Annotated in this window: 15 protein-coding genes; 2 read left to right on the forward strand and 13 right to left on the reverse strand. The window is 65.2% G+C overall.

The window, feature by feature from the left end; all coding sequences use genetic code 11:
• Positions 1 to 6: 6 nt before the first annotated feature.
• Entirely contained in the window at positions 7 to 768 is a 762-nt protein-coding gene (locus ACI48D_RS05330; RefSeq protein ID WP_435570170.1) for a C39 family peptidase, read from the reverse strand.
• Between the two features lie 127 nt (positions 769 to 895).
• Here ACI48D_RS05330 and ACI48D_RS05335 point away from each other — a divergent pair, with 127 nt between their 5' ends.
• Both ACI48D_RS05335 and ACI48D_RS05340 read left to right on the forward strand, forming a co-directional pair.
• A complete protein-coding gene (locus tag ACI48D_RS05335; RefSeq protein WP_435570171.1) occupies positions 896 to 1756 on the forward strand; it encodes a helix-turn-helix domain-containing protein in 861 nt (286 codons plus the stop codon).
• Positions 1757 to 1873: 117 nt separating this feature from the next.
• On the forward strand, positions 1874 to 2935 hold the full coding sequence (locus ACI48D_RS05340) for an AraC family transcriptional regulator (RefSeq protein WP_435570172.1): 1062 nt from the start codon (positions 1874 to 1876) through the stop codon (positions 2933 to 2935).
• Here the strand turns inward: ACI48D_RS05340 and ACI48D_RS05345 are convergent.
• From ACI48D_RS05345 to scpB, 12 genes are all read right to left on the reverse strand, one after another.
• Positions 2880 to 3335, reverse strand: coding sequence for a hypothetical protein (locus ACI48D_RS05345; RefSeq protein WP_435570173.1), 456 nt, complete (start codon positions 3333 to 3335; stop codon positions 2880 to 2882). The genes ACI48D_RS05340 and ACI48D_RS05345 overlap by 56 nt on opposite strands.
• Positions 3332 to 4186, reverse strand: a complete 855-nt coding sequence (locus ACI48D_RS05350; protein WP_435570174.1) for a hypothetical protein — start codon at positions 4184 to 4186, stop codon at positions 3332 to 3334. The genes ACI48D_RS05345 and ACI48D_RS05350 overlap by 4 nt, the downstream gene beginning before the upstream one ends.
• The gene (locus ACI48D_RS05355; RefSeq protein ID WP_435570175.1) at positions 4186 to 4983 is read right to left on the reverse strand and encodes a hypothetical protein; all 798 of its coding nucleotides are present in this window, start codon (positions 4981 to 4983) and stop codon (positions 4186 to 4188) included. The genes ACI48D_RS05350 and ACI48D_RS05355 overlap by 1 nt, the downstream gene beginning before the upstream one ends.
• A gap of 76 nt (positions 4984 to 5059) precedes the next feature.
• Entirely contained in the window at positions 5060 to 5623 is a 564-nt protein-coding gene (locus tag ACI48D_RS05360) for a DUF6160 family protein (protein ID WP_435570176.1), read from the reverse strand.
• A 219-nt stretch (positions 5624 to 5842) separates the two neighbouring features.
• Positions 5843 to 7678, reverse strand: coding sequence for a translational GTPase TypA (typA, locus tag ACI48D_RS05365; protein ID WP_047824427.1), 1836 nt, complete (start codon positions 7676 to 7678; stop codon positions 5843 to 5845).
• Positions 7679 to 7909: 231 nt separating this feature from the next.
• Positions 7910 to 8830, reverse strand: a complete 921-nt coding sequence (gene truB / locus ACI48D_RS05370; RefSeq protein ID WP_435570177.1) for a tRNA pseudouridine(55) synthase TruB — start codon at positions 8828 to 8830, stop codon at positions 7910 to 7912.
• The gene (gene rbfA / locus ACI48D_RS05375) at positions 8827 to 9285 is read right to left on the reverse strand and encodes a 30S ribosome-binding factor RbfA (protein ID WP_435570178.1); all 459 of its coding nucleotides are present in this window, start codon (positions 9283 to 9285) and stop codon (positions 8827 to 8829) included. The genes truB and rbfA overlap by 4 nt, the downstream gene beginning before the upstream one ends.
• 93 nt (positions 9286 to 9378) lie before the next feature.
• A complete protein-coding gene (gene infB, locus ACI48D_RS05380; protein ID WP_435570179.1) occupies positions 9379 to 12237 on the reverse strand; it encodes a translation initiation factor IF-2 in 2859 nt (952 codons plus the stop codon).
• 96 nt (positions 12238 to 12333) lie between these two features.
• On the reverse strand, positions 12334 to 13899 hold the full coding sequence (gene nusA, locus ACI48D_RS05385; protein ID WP_435570180.1) for a transcription termination factor NusA: 1566 nt from the start codon (positions 13897 to 13899) through the stop codon (positions 12334 to 12336).
• Complete coding sequence (rimP, locus tag ACI48D_RS05390; protein ID WP_435570181.1) at positions 13896 to 14384, reverse strand: ribosome maturation factor RimP; 489 nt, start codon at positions 14382 to 14384, stop codon at positions 13896 to 13898. Before rimP ends, nusA begins: the two co-directional genes overlap by 4 nt.
• Positions 14385 to 14672: 288 nt before the next feature.
• Positions 14673 to 16760: a 23S rRNA pseudouridine(2605) synthase RluB gene (gene rluB, locus ACI48D_RS05395; RefSeq protein ID WP_435570246.1), complete on the reverse strand. Its 2088-nt coding sequence runs from the start codon at positions 16758 to 16760 to the stop codon at positions 14673 to 14675.
• 34 nt (positions 16761 to 16794) lie between these two features.
• Positions 16795 to 17475, reverse strand: a complete 681-nt coding sequence (scpB, locus tag ACI48D_RS05400; protein ID WP_435570182.1) for an SMC-Scp complex subunit ScpB — start codon at positions 17473 to 17475, stop codon at positions 16795 to 16797.
• Positions 17476 to 17647: the final 172 nt, after the last annotated feature.

Here is a 17647-nt window from a genome sequence, read left to right on the forward strand (position 1 = left end):
CTGTTTCTATTGTTTCCGGATCGAGACGCCGCCAAAGCCGTTCAGCAGGCGCTCCATCTGCAGCTGGTTGTCGATCGGGCGCAGCAGGCCGCGTTCGCGCACGCGGTCCATGTCCGCCACGCCCAGTTCGTTGTCGGACAGGGCCAGTTTCATGACCGGCGGCCTGTCTTTCAGCGGATAGGCGAGGAACAGCGTGTTGCGGTCCCACAGGGTGGCGAATTCTTCGACCGGGAAGGTGATGTTGCCCATCGCCGGATCGGCCAGGAACACCAGGCCGCCGCGCACGCCGCGCAGTACGACGAAGTGCTTGAAGCCGGCGTAGTCGATCGGCACGATGCCCGGCTGGTCGAGGGCCACGAGGTCGGCCATCTCGGCGCGGAAGCCCGCGCTCTGCACGTTCAGCGATGTCAGGTAGCGCTTCATGTCGAGCAGCGAAAAGCCGCGCCGCTCGATGATCTTGTCCTTCTCGCCGAAGGCCATCATGCCTTCCATCGACTGCTGTTCGGTGACGTCGATGCCGAGGTGGTACTTGAGGATGGTGACCAGGGCCGCCGAGCCGCAGCTGTAGTCGTAGGCCTGGTGGACGATGTTCTTGTACTTGAGTTCGGAGAACGGCTCGATGGCGACGTTCTGCACGCCGGCGCCCGCCACCGACATGGTGGTCGGGATATCGAAGTGGTCGAGCGGACGGTCCTTGGCCTCATGCTTGGCCAGCACGCCCGATCCTCCCAGCACGACGGCCAGGATGCCCAGCAGGACTGCGATCATTCTTGTCTCCTCGTGGCGTTTTGGCCACGTTTATTGCAGTTTTTCTATATTTTGTATGCAGGAAAGGTTTCTTGATGTTATAAAACGCTGTCGATTTTGTAAAAAACCGCTCATTCGAAAGTTGTCGATGAACAGCTGGGACAGGATCAGTACCGCCTTGGGAGAACCGGTGACCAGCGTCGAGATCGGCGGGGTGCCGCTGCGCGCCGAGCGCTACATCTTCCAGCTTGGCGGCTGCGAGGTTCCGCCGCTGGATTCGCTGGTGCTGGCCTGCCACCTGGGCGGAGCGCGCGCCACCGCCGGGCGCAGTGCCGGGCGCTCGTTCGACTTCCTGGCCGGGTCCTCGACCGTGTTCCAGCCGGGCTTCGCCAGCCGCTGGACCTTCTGCGGCGCGATCGACATGGCGATGTTCCACTTCCTCGACCCCGGCCACGAGCTGGTGCGCCACCTGCAGCGCCTGTTGACCGCGCGTACCAAGGCCCCGCCCTTCTCCGACCGGCTGGTCAACGCCAGCGCCCAGCAACTGCTCGGCGAACTGGCGCGCACCACCGCGCCCAACTTCACGGAGCACGGCTTCGTGAACCGCCTGGCCCACCTGATGGTCGAGCAGACCTGCCGCGTGCTGGAGGGGAAGACCGGGCGCCACGTGCCGCCGGATGCCTTGCAGCTGGGGCGCCTGCAGGGCGTGCTGGAGTGGATCGGCGAGAACCTGTCGAACGAATTGTCGAACGCCGAACTGGCTGAACGGGCCGGCGTCTCCGAATCGCACTTCCGCCGCATCTTCCAGGAAGCGATGGGCATGACGCCGCACCGCTACGTGCTGCGCCTGCGCCTGGAGCGGGTGCACGAACTGCTGACCCGCACCAGTTTTTCGATCGCCCGCGTCGCGGCGCAATGCGGCTTCAACAGCCAGAGCCACATGACATCCTGCTTCTCGGCGGCGTACGGGATCACGCCGGCGCGCGCGCGCCAGCAGTCGCGGATGTAGCGGAACAATGAGCGTTTTTTGAAAAAGAGAGGATCATTTTTCGACGCGCCGGGATTTCGCATGCACACATAATAAAAAAAACAAGGAGACAAGCATGGACACAGCACGAGGCCCAGCGTGAAGTATTTGTCGGCCACGGACGTCGTGCAGCGCATCAAGAGCTGCCTCTCGGCCGAGGGTGTCGACGTCGAGGGCCTGTTCAGCCGCGCCGCCCTCGGATGGTTCGAGCAGGGTACGGAGCGAGCGGCGGACCTGCTGGCGCTGTCCGATCATTTCAGCCAGCTGTGGGAAGGGCTGGCGCTGGCCAGCGGCGACCCGCTGATCGGCTTCCGCGTGTTCGCCCCCGACCCGCTCAGCTGGCTGGGCGTGCTGGGCCACCTGATGCTGGCCTCGCCGACCCTGCGGCAGGCCGCGGACAACCTGATGCGCTACATGCCGCTGGTGTCGCCGGTGGTGCGCGCCACCATCGAACCGAAGAGCGACCGCGTGCGCGTCGGCCTGAACCTGGTCGGCGGCGTGCGCCCGGTGCCGGTGCAGCGCTACGACTTCACCTGGAACCTGCTGCTGACCACCTTGCGCTTCGTCGGCGGCCGCCCGGACCTGAAGCCGGCCGTGGTCGAATACGCCTACCCGCCCCCGGCCGACGGCGCGCCCTGGTCCGAGCGCTTCGGCTGTCCGGTGCGTTTCGGCGCGCCGGCCAATGCCCTCGAATTCGCCAACGCCGACATCACCACGCCGATCCCGACCGCCAGTCCGCTGGCGGCCGAGGGCCTGTTCCGCCTGCTCGACGAACGCCTGGCGCAGGCCGAGCGCAGCAGCTTCGCGGCGCGCGTGCGCGAGATGCTGCCGGCCATGATCGACCAGGGCGGCGCGCTGCGCGATGCCGTGGCCCGGCGCCTCGCGATCAGCGAGCGCACCCTGCAGCGGCGCCTGGCCGACGAGGGTACCGACTTCTCGACCCTGGTCGACGAAGTGCGGCGCACCATCGCCCAGCAATACCTGGGCAGCGACCGCATCAGCGTAAAGAACCTCAGCTACAAACTCGGGTTTTCGGACCCCAGCGCCTTCCACCGCGCCTGCCTGCGCTGGTTCGGCAAGGCGCCCGGCGAATTCCAGCAGAAAGTCAATGCGACCACAGGCGCAGTTGCCCCTGCATCGTCATCTCGCCGTTCAGACTGACCCGCCCCAGGTTGCCGCTCACCGGCCCGTGCGGGTCGGCCTGCACGCTGATCGAATCGAAGCCGGTGTCCGTGAAGCGGGCATAGGCCGGCAGGGTCAGCGCCACATAATTGCTGCCGTCGGTAGACGTCTGCGGGCTGATGTTCAGGCCCACCATCGTGATCACCCCGCCGATGTTCCTGACCACCATGTAGGTGGTGCGGCCGTCGACCTTCTGCGCGATGGTCAGGCGGCTGTCGCCGGTCGTGTTGTCGGGCTGGCGGTTTAAATTCAGCTTGATCGCGAAGCTGATGCCGTCGGCGCCGCTGACCTGCGCCAGTTCGCTGTCGGGCAGCGCCTGCGGTCCGGCGCTCGCGGCGGCGCACAGCGGCAGCATGAAGATCGCGAGCAGCCGCTTCATGGCCGGAACTTGATGTCGAGGTACTGCAGCTGAATCGAGCCGATGCGCGAGCTGCCGAGGTCGACGTTGCCGGCATCGCTGCGGAAGGAGATATTCCCGATCTGGAGCGTGCCCGCGGCCGCCTGCACGCCGGCGTCCGGCCAGTTGATGCCGATGTGCAGGCGCGCATTGCCGGCGTCGTCGGTGCGGACGTTGAAGATCCCGGCCTGGCCGCTGACGTCGGCCAGGCGCCACGGCGCCACCGGCGCCGAGCCGTCTTCCGTGGCGGCACCGATGCGCAGCTTCGACAGCACCATTGCCTCGCCCACGGCATCGCGGCCGTTCGGCTGCAGCGCCAGGCTGCCGATTTCCATGCGGGTCGACAGGCCGAAGGCCAGGCCGTCGCCCGACGCCGGCGTCGACCACTGGAAACCGCCGCCGTAATAGACCAGGTCCTTCAGGATCACGCTGCCGCCCTTGACCACGAAGCCGCCGTCGTCGACGTCGAAGTCGAGGGCGATCTGCCAGGCTTCACGCCCGGCCAGGTTCTGCGGCATCGCGATGTTGACGATGTCCGCCCTGCCCGCCCCCCGGGAAATCACGTCGAGCCGGTAGGGGTCGGCGAAGGGCGCATCGAGGTTGTCGGAACGTGACGCAGCCAGGTTGCCGATGCCGATGCTGCTGCGCTTGTCCGGCGTGTAATAACGCAGCACCGCATTCCCGGATACCGCGAAATTCGACAGGTTGAAGCTCATGCCGTCACGCCCGCCGATGTTGGACAGCACGCTGTCCGGCAGCGGCTCGAGCGCGCGCGCGAGGCCCGGCAGCAGCGGAAGGATCAGGAGCAGCAGGAGCGGATTCGCGGCGCGCATCAGTGCCCCGGCGCGCTGTTTGCCGGCACCAGGCCGGTCAGGTTCAGGGCCGCCAGCTTGTCGCGCCAGTTCAGCCAGATCCCGGCCTGCGCCTCGGTCAGGGCGGGCATGCCGGGCGCGGCCTGGAACTGCACCGGCGTCTTCAGCACCGAGATCCAGAAATCTCGGCTCGGGCCGGACGCGTCGCCGGCAGAGACTCCACCCACCTGCGACAGGCTGAGCGCGCAGCCGGTGCAGCTGCCATCCCAGCGCTTGCCGCCGCCCGGGTCGAGCGCGGTATCGATCACGCCGGCGCTGCCGGCATCGATGCGCATCGCGCCGGACAGGGTCGCGATCTTCATGCCGATGTCGCCGGAAATCCCGTCGAAGCCCAGGCGCATGCCCACGACTTCGCGCTGGCCGGCAACGGCGGTGTTCCGGTACACGAATTCGAAATACGGATTGCTGATCTGTACCAGGCGCCGGGCGTCGCCGGCGTCGCTGCGGCCGAAGCGCAGGGCGGTGATGTCGAGGTCGGCGCCGCCGCCGTTGCGCGGGCCGTAGTTGTATTCGCCCAGGCGCAGGTTCGCCAGGTTGGCGTTCAAGGTGACGTCGGCATCGAGCGCGATGCGGGTGAAATCGAAGCCGTTATAGCTGGAATTACTGACGCTGAACAGGCCCTGCCCGCTCACGCCGGACATCTCGCTGTCCGACAGCGGGCGCATCTGGGCCGCGGCCTGTCCTGCCACCAGCAGGGCGAGCGCGGCCAGCGCCGGGGCAAACCAGCCTGCGCAGGAAGAGAAAAACGGTCTGCCCATGAAGATCCCAACGAGCGTGGAAGTCAAAAAACGGCCCGGGGTTATGCCCGCGGACCGTTTCTTCGTCAAGCTGGGATCAGTGCGCCCAGATGTAGACGGTGGTGCCTTGCAGTTTGATGTCCTTCATTTCGAACTTGCCGAAGGAAGCATCCGAGTTGCCCATCTTGATCGAGTCGACGCTCATTGCCAGGTTCTTGGTCGTGTCGACCAGTGGGATCGCGATCTTGACCACGTCGCCTTTCGGTGCGAAGGCGGCCAGGCCGGTGCTCTTGCCGGTTGCGACAGTACCGGCCGCATCGGCGAATTGCGGGATGACGCCCAAGGTGGTGTTGTCGTTCTTGGTGCCGTCGGCATTGTAAGCGCTGACTTCGCCTTGGAAGGTAGCATTGTTCACGATGTCGATCGTGGCAGCGATCGCACCGGTGATGGCGATGTTGTTGAAGCTCACGGAACCACCGGTCTTGTCGGTATCGGTATAGACGAACGAACCGATGTTGATATGCAGGTCGGCAGCAATCGACACACCGTCACGGCCGGACACCTTGGACAGGTCGCTGTCGGCGATCGGGGTCAGGGCCGACGCGTACGAAGCGATCGAGGACAGGGCGGCGACGACGGCGAGTTGTTTCAGCAGTTTCATGGTATCTCCAGTAATTATTGTGTTCGACGGGTGTCTCGTTTCTTAATCGGAAGTCAATTAAGTGGTAATCATGTTATTACTTTCGTTTCATCGAATGCATTTTTTGTCCTGCCTCGGCGAGCCAAATCGATGGATTCCTGAGCCAGTCGTTTGACGCGGACATAAAAAAACCCGCTGCAGGCAGCGGGTTTTTTCGATCCGGATCAGCGGGAAGCGCGATTACGCAGCTTCGCGGCTGGCCTTCTTGCGCTCGTGCTCTTTCAGGTGGCGCTTGCGCAGGCGGATGCTCTTCGGGGTGATCTCGACCAGTTCGTCGTCCTCGATGAATTCCACGGCGTATTCGAGCGACATCTGGATCGGCGGCACCAGGCGCACGGCTTCGTCGGTACCCGACGAGCGCACGTTGGTCAGCTGCTTGCCCTTGATCGGGTTCACGACCAGGTCGTTGTCGCGCGAGTGGATACCGATGATCATGCCTTCGTACACCGGGGTGTTGTGCTCGACGAACATGCGGCCGCGGTCCTGCAGCTTCCAGATCGCGTAGGCAACGGCAGCGCCGTCATCCTGCGAGATCAGCACGCCGTTGCGGCGGCCGGCGAGTTCGCCTTTGCTGTTGTCGACCGGCGCGTACTCGTGGAACACGTGGCTCATCAGGCCGGTACCGCGGGTCAGGGTCATGAATTCGCCCTGGAAGCCGATCAGGCCACGTGCCGGGATCAGGTATTCAAGACGGACACGGCCCTTGCCGTCCGATTCCATGTTCTGCAGGTCGCCACGGCGGCGGCCCAGTTCTTCCATCACGCCGCCCTGGTTGACTTCTTCCACGTCGACGGTCAGGTTCTCGTACGGCTCGTGGCGCACGCCATCGACCATCTTGTAGACCACGCGCGGACGCGACACGGCCAGTTCGAAACCTTCGCGGCGCATGTTTTCCAGCAGGATCGTCAGGTGCAGTTCGCCGCGGCCCGACACTTCGAACACGGTGTCGTCCGGGGTCGGCAGCACGCGCAGCGCCACGTTGGCCTTCAGTTCGCGCTCGAGACGCTCGCGCAGCTGGCGGCTGGTGACGAACTTGCCTTCGCGGCCGGCCAGCGGAGAATTGTTGACCATGAAGTTCATGGTCAGGGTCGGCTCGTCGACGGTCAGCATCGGCAGCGCTTCCGGGGTGTCCACGGCGCAGACGGTCGAACCGATGCCGATGTCTTCGATACCGTTGATCAGGCAGATGTCGCCGGCGACGGCTTCATCAACCAGCACGCGCTCCAGGCCCTTGAAGTTCAGCACCTGGTTGATGCGGCCCTTGATCGGGGTCGAATCCGGACCGTTCAGGACGATCACATCCTGGCCGGTCTTGACGCGGCCGCGGTTGACACGGCCGATGCCGATCTTGCCCACGTAGGACGAGTAGTCCAGCGAGGTGATCTGCATCTGCAGCGGGCCGTCCGGATTGTCGTCACGCACCGGCACGTATTTCAGGATGGCGTCGAACAGCGGCTTCATGTCGCCGCTACGCACGTCTTCGGTCAGGCCGGCATAGCCGTTCAGGCCCGAGGCATAGACGATCGGGAAGTCCAGCTGCTCGTCGTTGGCGCCGAGCTTGTCGAACAGTTCGAAGGTCTGGTTGATCGCCCAGTCGGCGCGCGCGCCCGGACGGTCGACCTTGTTGACGACCACGATCGGCTTCAGGCCCAGGGCCAGCGCCTTGCGGGTCACGAAACGGGTCTGCGGCATCGGGCCTTCCTGGGCATCGACCAGCAGCAGCACCGAGTCGACCATCGACAGCACGCGCTCGACCTCGCCGCCGAAGTCGGCGTGGCCTGGAGTGTCGACGATGTTGATGTGGGTGCCTTCGTACTCGACCGCGCAGTTCTTCGACAGGATCGTGATGCCACGTTCCTTTTCGAGGTCGTTGGAGTCCATCACGCGGGTGTCGACCGCCTGGTTTTCACGGAAAGTGCCCGATTGGCGCAGCAGCTGGTCCACGAGAGTGGTCTTGCCGTGGTCAACGTGGGCGATGATTGCGATATTACGAATCGCGCGTTTGGTGTCTGACATATGCGTTATTCAACAGTGAATGTTGCGTGATGGAAGGGGTCCCGGCGAGAAGCGGTCGGCATTACCGATTTCCAGAACCCGCTAGTATAGCACGCGGATTCTGCTTGCTGCGTTGCAGCGACGAGAAAGGCCCTGAATTTTCAACGGTTTGCTGCCAACAAGCAGCTTGGCGGCGAAATGTTAAACGATGATGACGTCCCGGACGGGCCGGGACGATTTGGAGGATTCTCCTTATTGTTTCGCGGCGATCAGTCGTTCTGGCGCCAGGATCGCGTATTCCTGCAGGGTGGCGGTGCCCAACAGTTTGCCGTCGTCATACACGCGCACCCTGCCCAGCTCCGAAGGCAGGGCCACCGCTTCCTTGCCGAGCGCCAGGCGCTGGCCGTTCAGGAAGCGCGCCGCCAGCTCGGGCGTCAGGTCGACCCGCGGGAAGCTCGACAGCAATGCATCGACCGGGGCCAGCAGCGACAGCGGATTCTCGTGTGCCTGCAGCTCTTCCAGCGTGACCATGTTCGCGGTTGTCAGGGCGCCGACCTGCACCCGGCGCAGCGCGCTCAGGTGGGCGCCGCAACCGAGCGCCGCGCCGATGTCCTCGCCCAGCACGCGCACATAGGTGCCCTTGCTGCAGGTGACGCGGATCGTCAGGAACGGCGCCGCGTAGGCAATTAGTTCCAGCTCGTGGATGGTGACCGGGCGCGCGTCCCTCTCCAGCACGACGCCTTCGCGCGCATACTCGTACAGCGCCTTGCCGTCGCGCTTGAGGGCCGAATACATGGGCGGCACCTGCAGGATCGGGCCGCGGAAGCGCGCCAGCGCGGCTTCGATCTGCTCGGCCGTCACGTCCACGTCGCGGGTCTCGAGCACCTCGCCTTCGGTGTCGCCGGTGGTCGTGCTGATGCCGAAGTGGACGGTGGCGAGATAGGTCTTATCCGCTTCCAGCAGGTCCTGCGAAAACTTGGTCGCCTCGCCGAAGCACAGCGGCAGCAGGCCGGTGGCGAACGGATCGAGGGTGCCGGTGTGCCCGGCCTTCTTCGCGTTGACGATGCGTTTTGCCCTGGTCAGCGCGTCATTCGAGGACAGGCCGACCGGCTTGTCGATGAGGAGTACCCCGTCGACCAGGTCGCGGGGCTTTTTCGGCGGCCGTGCGTTCACTCGGAGTCCGCGTCTTCGTCAGTGTCCGCCGCGGCGGGAACCCCGCCACCGGCTTCGGCGTGGCCGCTGTCGGCCAGATCGTCCTTCGCCCGGGTCGCGTTGGCCTGGTCAATCAGGGCCGACATGGCGAGGCCGCGACTGGTCGAGGTGTCGTGCAGGAAATGCAGGGTCGGCAGCGTGTGGATATGCAGGCGCTTGCCGAGCAGGTTGCGCAGGTAGCCAGCCGCCTTGTTCAGGCCTTCCAGGGTCTGCTTGACCTCTTCCGGGCTGTCCTTCAGCAGCGTGAACCAGACCTTCGCGTGCGCGTAGTCCGGGGTCAGCTTGACCTCGCTGATGGTGACCATTCCCACGCGCGGATCCTTCAGCTCGTACGCGATGAGTTCCGACAGGTCCTTCTGGATCTGGTCGGCGACGCGCAGGCCGCGCGACGGAATGCTTTTACTGTGTTTTGGCATAGTTATTCTTAAAAAACTTGGGGCCAGTCCTCCGGCGCCACTGGCGCGGGAGGACTGGCCCCATGGTACTACTTCATGACTCCAAGCTGGCAATTACAGCGTGCGGGCCACTTCCTGGACTTCGAACACTTCCAGGACGTCGCCGACCTGGATTTCGTTGTTGCCCTTCAGCGACAGGCCGCACTCGAGGCCGGCGCGCACTTCTTTTACGTCGTCCTTGAAGCGTTTCAGCGAATCGATCTCGCCGGTCCAGATCACGATGTTGTTGCGCAGCAGGCGAACCGAGGAGGTACGCTTGACCACGCCATCGGTGACCAGGCAGCCCGCGATCGCGCCGACCTTCGACACCAGGATGACCTGGCGGATTTCGACCTGGCCGGTGATGTGCTCGCGCTTCTCCGGCGCCAGCATGCCCGACAGTGCCGTCTTGATCTCGTCGATCGCATCGTAAATGATGCTGTAGTAACGGATGTCGACGCCGTTGGTCTCGGCCAGCTTGCGCGCCTGGGCGTCGGCACGGGCGTTGAAGCCGATGATGACTGCCTTCGACGCGGTCGCCAGGTTGACGTCCGACTCGGTGATGCCGCCCACGGCCGCGTGCACGATCTGCACACGCACTTCCGAGGTCGACAGCTTCTGCAGCGAACCGACCAGCGCTTCCTGCGAACCCTGCACGTCCGTCTTGACGATGAGCGGCAGGTTCTTGACTTCGCCTTCGCCCATCTGGTCGAGAATGTTCTCCAGCTTCGCTGCCTGCTGCTTGGCCAGCTTCACGTCGCGGAACTTACCTTGACGGAACAGTGCGATTTCGCGCGCTTTGCGCTCGTCGGCCATGACCATGACTTCCTCGCCGGCGCTCGGCACTTCGGTCAGGCCCTGGATCTCGACCGGGAAGGACGGACCGGCTTCGCTTACCGACTTGCCGTTCTCGTCCAGCATCGCACGGACGCGGCCGAAGGACGAACCCGCCAGCACGACGTCGCCGCGGCGCAGCGTACCCGACTGCACCAGGATGGTGGCGACCGGGCCGCGGCCCTTGTCCAGGCGGGCTTCGACCACCAGGCCACGGGCCAGCGATTCCACCGGCGCTTTCAGTTCCAGCACTTCGGCCTGCAGCAGCACGTTTTCCAGCAGGTCGTCGATGCCCTGGCCGGTTTTCGCCGACACCTGGACGAACGGCGAATCGCCACCGTATTCTTCCGGCACCACGCCTTCGGCCACCAGCTCCTGGGTCACGCGGTCGGGATTCGCGCCCTGCTTGTCGATCTTGTTGATCGCCACGACCAGGGGAACGCCGGCCGCTTTCGCGTGAGCGATTGCTTCCTTGGTCTGCGGCATCACGCCGTCGTCAGCCGCCACCACCAGGATGACGATGTCGGTCGCCTTGGCACCACGGGCACGCATGGCGGTGAACGCCTCGTGACCCGGGGTATCCAGGAAGGTGACCATGCCACGCGGGGTGTCCACGTGGTAAGCACCGATGTGCTGGGTAATACCGCCGGCTTCGCCCGCGGCGACCTTGGCGCGGCGGATGTAGTCCAGCAGCGAGGTCTTGCCGTGGTCGACGTGGCCCATGACGGTCACGACCGGAGCGCGCGGCTTCGACTCGAACTCGGCATGCTCGCCCTGGTCGGCCAGCAGCGCTTCCGGATCATCCTCGGCGGCGGCGAAGGCCTTGTGGCCCATCTCTTCCACCACGATCATCGCGGTTTCCTGGTCCAGCACCTGGTTGATGGTGCACATCTGACCCAGCTTCATCAGCTGCTTGATGACTTCCGATGCCTTCACGGACATCTTGTGCGCCAGTTCGGCCACGGTGATCGTTTCAGGGACGTGGACGTCCTTGACGATCGCCTCGGTCGGGGCCTGGAAGTTGGTTTCGCGATCGTCGTGGCCACGACGGCCGCCACGTCCACCGCCCGCACGCCAGCCGTCACGGCCGCCGGTCGAGGGGGCGCCACGGCCCTTCATGCCGCCGCCCGGAGCGCCGCGTTTCTTGTCGTCCGACCAGGTCGAGGCCACATTGGCCGACTTGATCGACTTCTTGTCGCCCGGTTTCGGACGTGCGCCATTGGTGGTCGCGTCGGCCGGCTTGGCTTCGCCAGGCTTCTTGTCGGCAGGCTTGTGCAGCGTTGCCGGCTCGGCCGCCTTCGGCTTCGGTGCCGGCACTTCCGGCGCCTTGATCACGCGGCGCGGCTGGGCCATCATGGCCTTGATCTGGGCCACTTCGTCGGCCACGGCCTTGCGCGCACGCTCGGTGGCGGCGGCGCGCTCGGCAGCTTCCTTGGCGGCTTCGTCGGATTTGCGCTTGGCTTCCTCGGCGGCTGCCTTCTTGGCGTCCTCGGCGGCGGTGCGCTTGGCTTCGGCGGCCACATCGGCCGCGCCTGCCGCAGCTTCGGCGGATGCCTGGGCCGCGGCCGCCGCGTCACGCTGGGCGCGCTCTTCGGCATCGCGCTTGGCCTGCTCTTCAGCCGCCTTGGCCTGCTCGGCCTTTTCGGATTCGAGCTTGGCCAGGCGTTCCTGCTTTTCACGCAGTTCCGCTTCCTGGCGCGCCAGCAGTTCCGACTGGCGGCGCGCTTCCTCGTCACGACGTGCCTGCTCGGCGGCGTCGATCACCGGGGCCGGGGTGGCCGGGGTGGTGACCAGGTCGTCGCGCTGCACGAAGGTGCGCTTCTTGCGTACTTCGACCTGGATCGTGCGCGATTTACCGCTCGCGTCAGCCTGCTTGATCTCGGAGGTTTCCTTGCGGGTCACCGTGATCTTCTTCTTTTCGCCCGACTCGCCGGCCCCGTGGGTACGGCGCAGGTGGTTCAGCAGCTTATCCTTATCATCCTTGGACAAGGGATCTGACGTCGAACTTTTCTCGACGCCAGCAGAACGCAGCTGCGTCAGCAGCAAATCTGCAGGCATCTTCAGTTCGGTGGCAAATTGGGCTACGTTGTTACTCGCCATTCAGTCCTCTTTTCTATGTGTCGCGCGATGATAAAGAAATTTGCTTGGGTTGGAAAGACAAAGACCGCGGCACCGCCCCGGTCTTTGCATCTACCCTTATGCCTTGGCCGTTTCCACTTGGCTCCAGGCTTTCGCCTGAAGGGCCTTGGCCCGGTCGTCGTACTTGGCGTCGACCAGTTTCATCTCATCGTCGGTCACATCATTAAATGCGTTCTTGATCAGTTCACGGGCGCGGTCGGTCGGCAACGCCAGGATGGCGCTGAACTCGTCGTAGGCCAGGCCTGCGAATTGCTCGAGGGTCTTGATGCCGGCCAGGCCAAGCTTGCCGGCGGTGGTGCGGTCCATCCCTTCCAGGTTGACCAGCGCCTCTTCCATACCCTCGAGGCCTTCTTCGGAAGCGATCGCTTCAGTCACCAGCGCATCGCGGGCGCGGGTGCGCAGTTCGTTGACGGTGTCTTCGTCGAACGATTCGATTTCGAGCATTTCCGAAATGGGAACGTAAGCGATTTCTTCAAGGCTCGAGAAACCTTCCTCGACCAGGATATTCGCCACTTCCTCGTCCACATCCAGCTTTTCCATGAACAGCGCGCGCACGGCGGCCGTTTCCTGTTCAGCCTTGTTGGCCGATTCCTCGGCCGTCATGATGTTGATTTTCCAGCCGGTCAGCTCGGACGCCAGACGCACGTTCTGGCCCGAACGGCCGATCGCGATCGCCAGGTTTTCCTCGTCGACCACGACGTCCATCGCGTGCTTCTCTTCGTCGACCATGATCGACGACACGTTGGCCGGGGCCAGCGCACCGATCACGAACTGGGCCGGGTCTTCCGACCACAGCACGATGTCCACACGCTCGCCGCCCAGCTCGCCGGTCACGGCCTGCACGCGCGAACCGCGCATGCCGACGCAGGTACCGATCGGGTCGATGCGCTTGTCGGCCGTGAACACGGCGATCTTGGCGCGCACGCCCGGGTCGCGGGCGGCCGACTTGATCTGCAGGAGGCCCTGCTCGATTTCCGGCACTTCCAGCTCGAACAGCTTCATGATGAATTCCGGCGCGGTGCGCGACAGGATCACCTGCGGGCCGCGCATGTTGCGGTCCACGCGCAGAATGTAGGCACGGACGCGGTCGCCGATGCGCAGGTTTTCCTTCGGGATCATCTGGTCGCGCGGCAGGCGCGCTTCGATCTTGCCCGACTCGACGATCGCATCGCCGCGCTCCATGCGCTTGATGGTACCGGTGACGAGGGCGTCGCCGCGCTCCAGGAAGTCCTGCAGGATCTGCTCGCGCTCGGCGTCGCGCACGCGCTGCAGCACGACCTGCTTGGTGTCCTGGGCGAAACGGCGGCCGAACTCGACCGACTCGATCGGCTCTTCGATGTATTCGTCGACTTCGATGTCGGGGATTTGCTCTTTTGCTTCGAAATGCAGGATTTCCTGGTCGGGCAGCTGCAGGCCGGCTTCGTCCGGCACCACGTGCCAGCGGCGGAAGGTTTCGAATTCGCCGCTGTCGCGGTCGATGCTCACGCGGATGTCGACCTCGCCCTCGTAGCGTTTTTTCGTGGCCTGCGCCAGTGCGAACTCGAGCGCGCCGAAGACGACCTCTTTATCGACGTTTTTTTCGCGCGCCAGCGCATCAACCAGTAACAAAATTTCGCGACTCATGCTTTGCGACTCCTAAAATCCACCTTCGGCACCAAACGTGCCTTGTCCAGTTCGGCCAGCGTAAATTCCAATAACGCCGGCCCATCCGTGCTTTCAAATTCCAATCCGACCTTGTCGCCCTGCGGTGCATGCAGGATGCCCGTATAGGTCTTGCGGTTCGCGGTGCCCGGCATCGCGACGCGCAGCTTGACCGTGCATTCGTTGCCGGCAAAGCGCTCGAAGTCGGCCAGGGTGCGCACCGGACGATCCAGTCCGGGCGACGACACTTCCAGGCGCTCGTAGTCGACGTTTTCGACCATCAGCACGTGCGACAGCTGGTGGCTCACCGTGGCGCAATCTTCGACCGAGATCGGTCCCTTTTCGTCCGCCACCGCGGCCGGGAAATCGATGAACACGCGCAGGATGCCTCGCTCGGCCCGTTCGATATCGACGAGGTCGTAGCCCAGTCCACCGACTGTCGTGGCAATCAAATCAAACAGCTGCACTGATTTCTCCAGATCGCCGGCAAGGCGCCGGACGTCTTAAAACGATTCAACAAAAAAAAAATGGGCAACTGCCCATCTTCTTATATTCCTCACCAGACCGACATCCTCGAACCAAACAAAACGCTGGGGAGAACTTGGGTTGGTTTCGAATTATAACCCGATACGGGGCGGCTCGCAATCGCCGCCCTGCAAAATGAACAGGCATGCAACAGTTTACACCTTCGGCTGGCGAAGCGCCGCAGGCGCGCCGTTTTCAGGCTTGCATGCGGCGTCCGAATCGCCCGAAACTCAGCTGCGGCGGCCGCGGCGCGGCATGCCGTTGTCGCTGACCCGCGGTCCCTGGGGACGGCGGCTCTGGCCGGCACCGGCAAAGCCGAAGGTGGTCTGCAGCGGATCCGGCTGGCGCGGGCCCTTGCTGCCGCCACCGCCACCGCTACGCCCTTGGCCGCCGGTGCGCCCCTGGCCGCCCTGCCCGCCGTTGCGGCCTTGGCCACCCTGACCACCGTTGCGGCCCTGGCCGCCGCCGAAGCCGTTCCCGCCGCGCCCCTGCGGACCGCCCAGGATACCGGACTGGCCGCGGCCACCCTGCTGGGCGCCGACACGGACTACCGGCGGGCCGAACGGATCGACATTGCGGTTGGCGTCGGCGCGGTCGATGCGGTTGCCGTTATTCTGGCGATCCTCGTCATCGCGCATCCGGTTGCCGCCGCCCTGCTTCGGCTTCTGGCCCTGGCCTTGTGCCGATCCCTGAGCCGCGCCGCCCTTCTTCTCGATGCCGAAGGCGGTCATGAAGCTGCGCACATCGTTTTCCTCGAGCTCTTCCCAGCGGCCGCGCTTCAGGCCGGTCGGCAGGGTCATCGCGCCGTAGCGGGTACGGATCAGGCGCGAGACGGTCAGGCCGACCGCCTCGAACATGCGGCGCACCTCGCGGTTGCGGCCTTCGCCGATCACCACGCGGTACCAGCGGTTCACGCCTTCGCCGCCGCCGTCGACGATCTTGGTGAAGGACGCCAGGCCGTCTTCCAGCTCGACCCCGGCCAGCAGCTTCTGGCGCATGCCTTCTTCCAGCTCGCCCAGGGTGCGCACGGCATACTCGCGGTCGATGTTGTAGCGCGGGTGCATCAGGCGGTTCGCCAGGTCACCGGAATTCGTGAACAGCAGCAGGCCCTCGGTGTTGAAGTCGAGGCGGCCGACGGCCAGCCATTTGCCGGTCTTCATGGTCGGCAGGCGGTCGAACACCGACGGACGGCCTTCCGGATCGTCCGCGCTGACGATTTCGCCGGCCGGCTTGTGGTACACCAGCACGCGCGGCGGCTTGTTGTTGTTCACGCGGCGCTGCAGCAGCTTGCCGTTGATCCGCACGGCATCGGTCGGCAGGATGCGCTGGCCGATGTGGGCCGGCTCGCCATTCACCGACACGCGGCCGGCGATGATCAGCTCTTCCATGTCGCGGCGCGAGCCGAGGCCGGCCTCGGCCAGCACCTTGTGCAGCTTCGGCGCATCATCGTCGGCGGTCAGGTCGCGGCGCGCTTTGGACGGCTGGGCCTGGCCACGGCCGCCCTCGCTGGCGTCGAACGCATCCGAGGTGACGAACGAGAACACGGCGTCGGCATCGTTCGGCTTGCCGCCCCGGGTGTCCTTGCCGCCACGGGCGTTCTTGCCCTTGGCCTGTTGTCGGGCCTGCTGACCCTGCTGCTGGCCCGGCTGCCCAGGCTGGGCCTGTTGACCCTGCTGACCCTGCTGACGGCCTTGCTGGCCCTGCTGCTGGCCTTTCTTGGCCTTCTTCTGGCCATCCTGCTTGCCGGTGCGCGCGTCACGGCGCTGCTCGCCGCGTTGTTCGGCACGCTGGTCGCGGCGTTCGCCCTGCTCCGCATCGGGCTGGGCCGGCGGGGCCGCCACTGCGGCGCCGTCGTTGCCATCGGCCTGCGCACGCGGCGCAGCCACCGCGGCGGCCGTCGCTTCGCGCACCTGGCGCTGCTCGCGCATCTGGCGCGGGCCGCGCGGCTTGCGCTGGCCGTCACCGGTGGCTTGCGCAGCCTGCTGCGCGGCCGGCGCGGCTTCGACGGCAGGCGCCGGGGCCGGAGCCGGTGCGGCCTGCTCGGCCACATCGACAAGCTTCTTTGCGCGCGGCTTGCGGGCCGGCTTGGCGGCTTCCGCTGCCGGGGCCGCTTCGGCGGCCGGCGCGACTGCCGGGGCCGCAGCCTCGTCGGCCGGCTTGGCGGCGGCCTTGCGGGTGCGTTTCGGTTTGGCTTCAAGGGTCGGCTGCGCGCCGTCGGCTGCCGCCGCCTGGGCGCGCGGTTTGCGCTTCGGCTTGGCTGCCGTCTCCAGCCCTGCGTCGGCAGGGGTCGTCTCGGTGGTGTCGGTAGGATTCATCATTCGTTTCATTGTTTTTTGCTGACCTGGCGCGAGATCAACCGCCGGTTGCGGGCGCAGGGTCTTGCTCGGGTTCGTGCTCGATGTCGCGCACTGGGACTTCAACAGGTGAAGTGTCGTCAAATTGTTGCAAAGCCGCTTCCAGCGCCGCCAGGCTGCGCCCATCGGCCCCATCGGTCACCTGCTGCAGCGGCGGCAGCTGCGACAGCGATGCCAGGCCGAGGTCGTCGAGGAACTGCCGGGTCGTGCCCAGCAGCGCCGGACGTCCCGGCACCTCGCGATGGCCGACCACGTCGATCCAGCCGCGGTCTTCCAGCATCTTGACCGTCTGCGAGTTCACGGCGACCCCGCGGATCTCTTCGATGTCGCCGCGCGTGACCGGCTGGCGGTAGGCGATGATCGCCAGCGTCTCCAGCGTCGCCCGCGAATACTTCGGCGGCTTGTCCGGCGCGACCCGGTCGAGATAGGGCTTCATCTCGGGCCGGCTCTGGAAGCGCCAGCCGGAAGCCAGGCTGACGATCTCGATGCCGCGGTCCCGCCAGTCCTGGCGCAATTCTTCCAGCAGGATCTTGATCGTGTCGGCGCCCACGCCCACGCCGATCTGCCTGCCGTTCGCGTCGACGTCGGCGAACAGTTTCTTCATGCCGTGGATCGTCATCGGCTCGCGTGCGCACAGCAAGGCGGTCTCGAGGACCTTTTTGGCCTCATCAGTGTTCATAACAGCAAAGAAAAAAGCAAACACAAACCGGCTCAGCGGCCACAATGCGCCGTCACGACGTGTCGTTGGAGCGACACAGGCACTTACGCCCGGATGAGACAGCACGCGTTGAAACTGGGTTCCGTGGCCCGGCGGCGGGCACCGGGCGGAATACCGTGGGGGCCAAGGCCGG

Source organism: Massilia sp. LXY-6, assembly GCF_051233485.1.
In the GTDB taxonomy this organism is placed as follows: Bacteria; Pseudomonadota; Gammaproteobacteria; order Burkholderiales; family Burkholderiaceae_D; genus Telluria.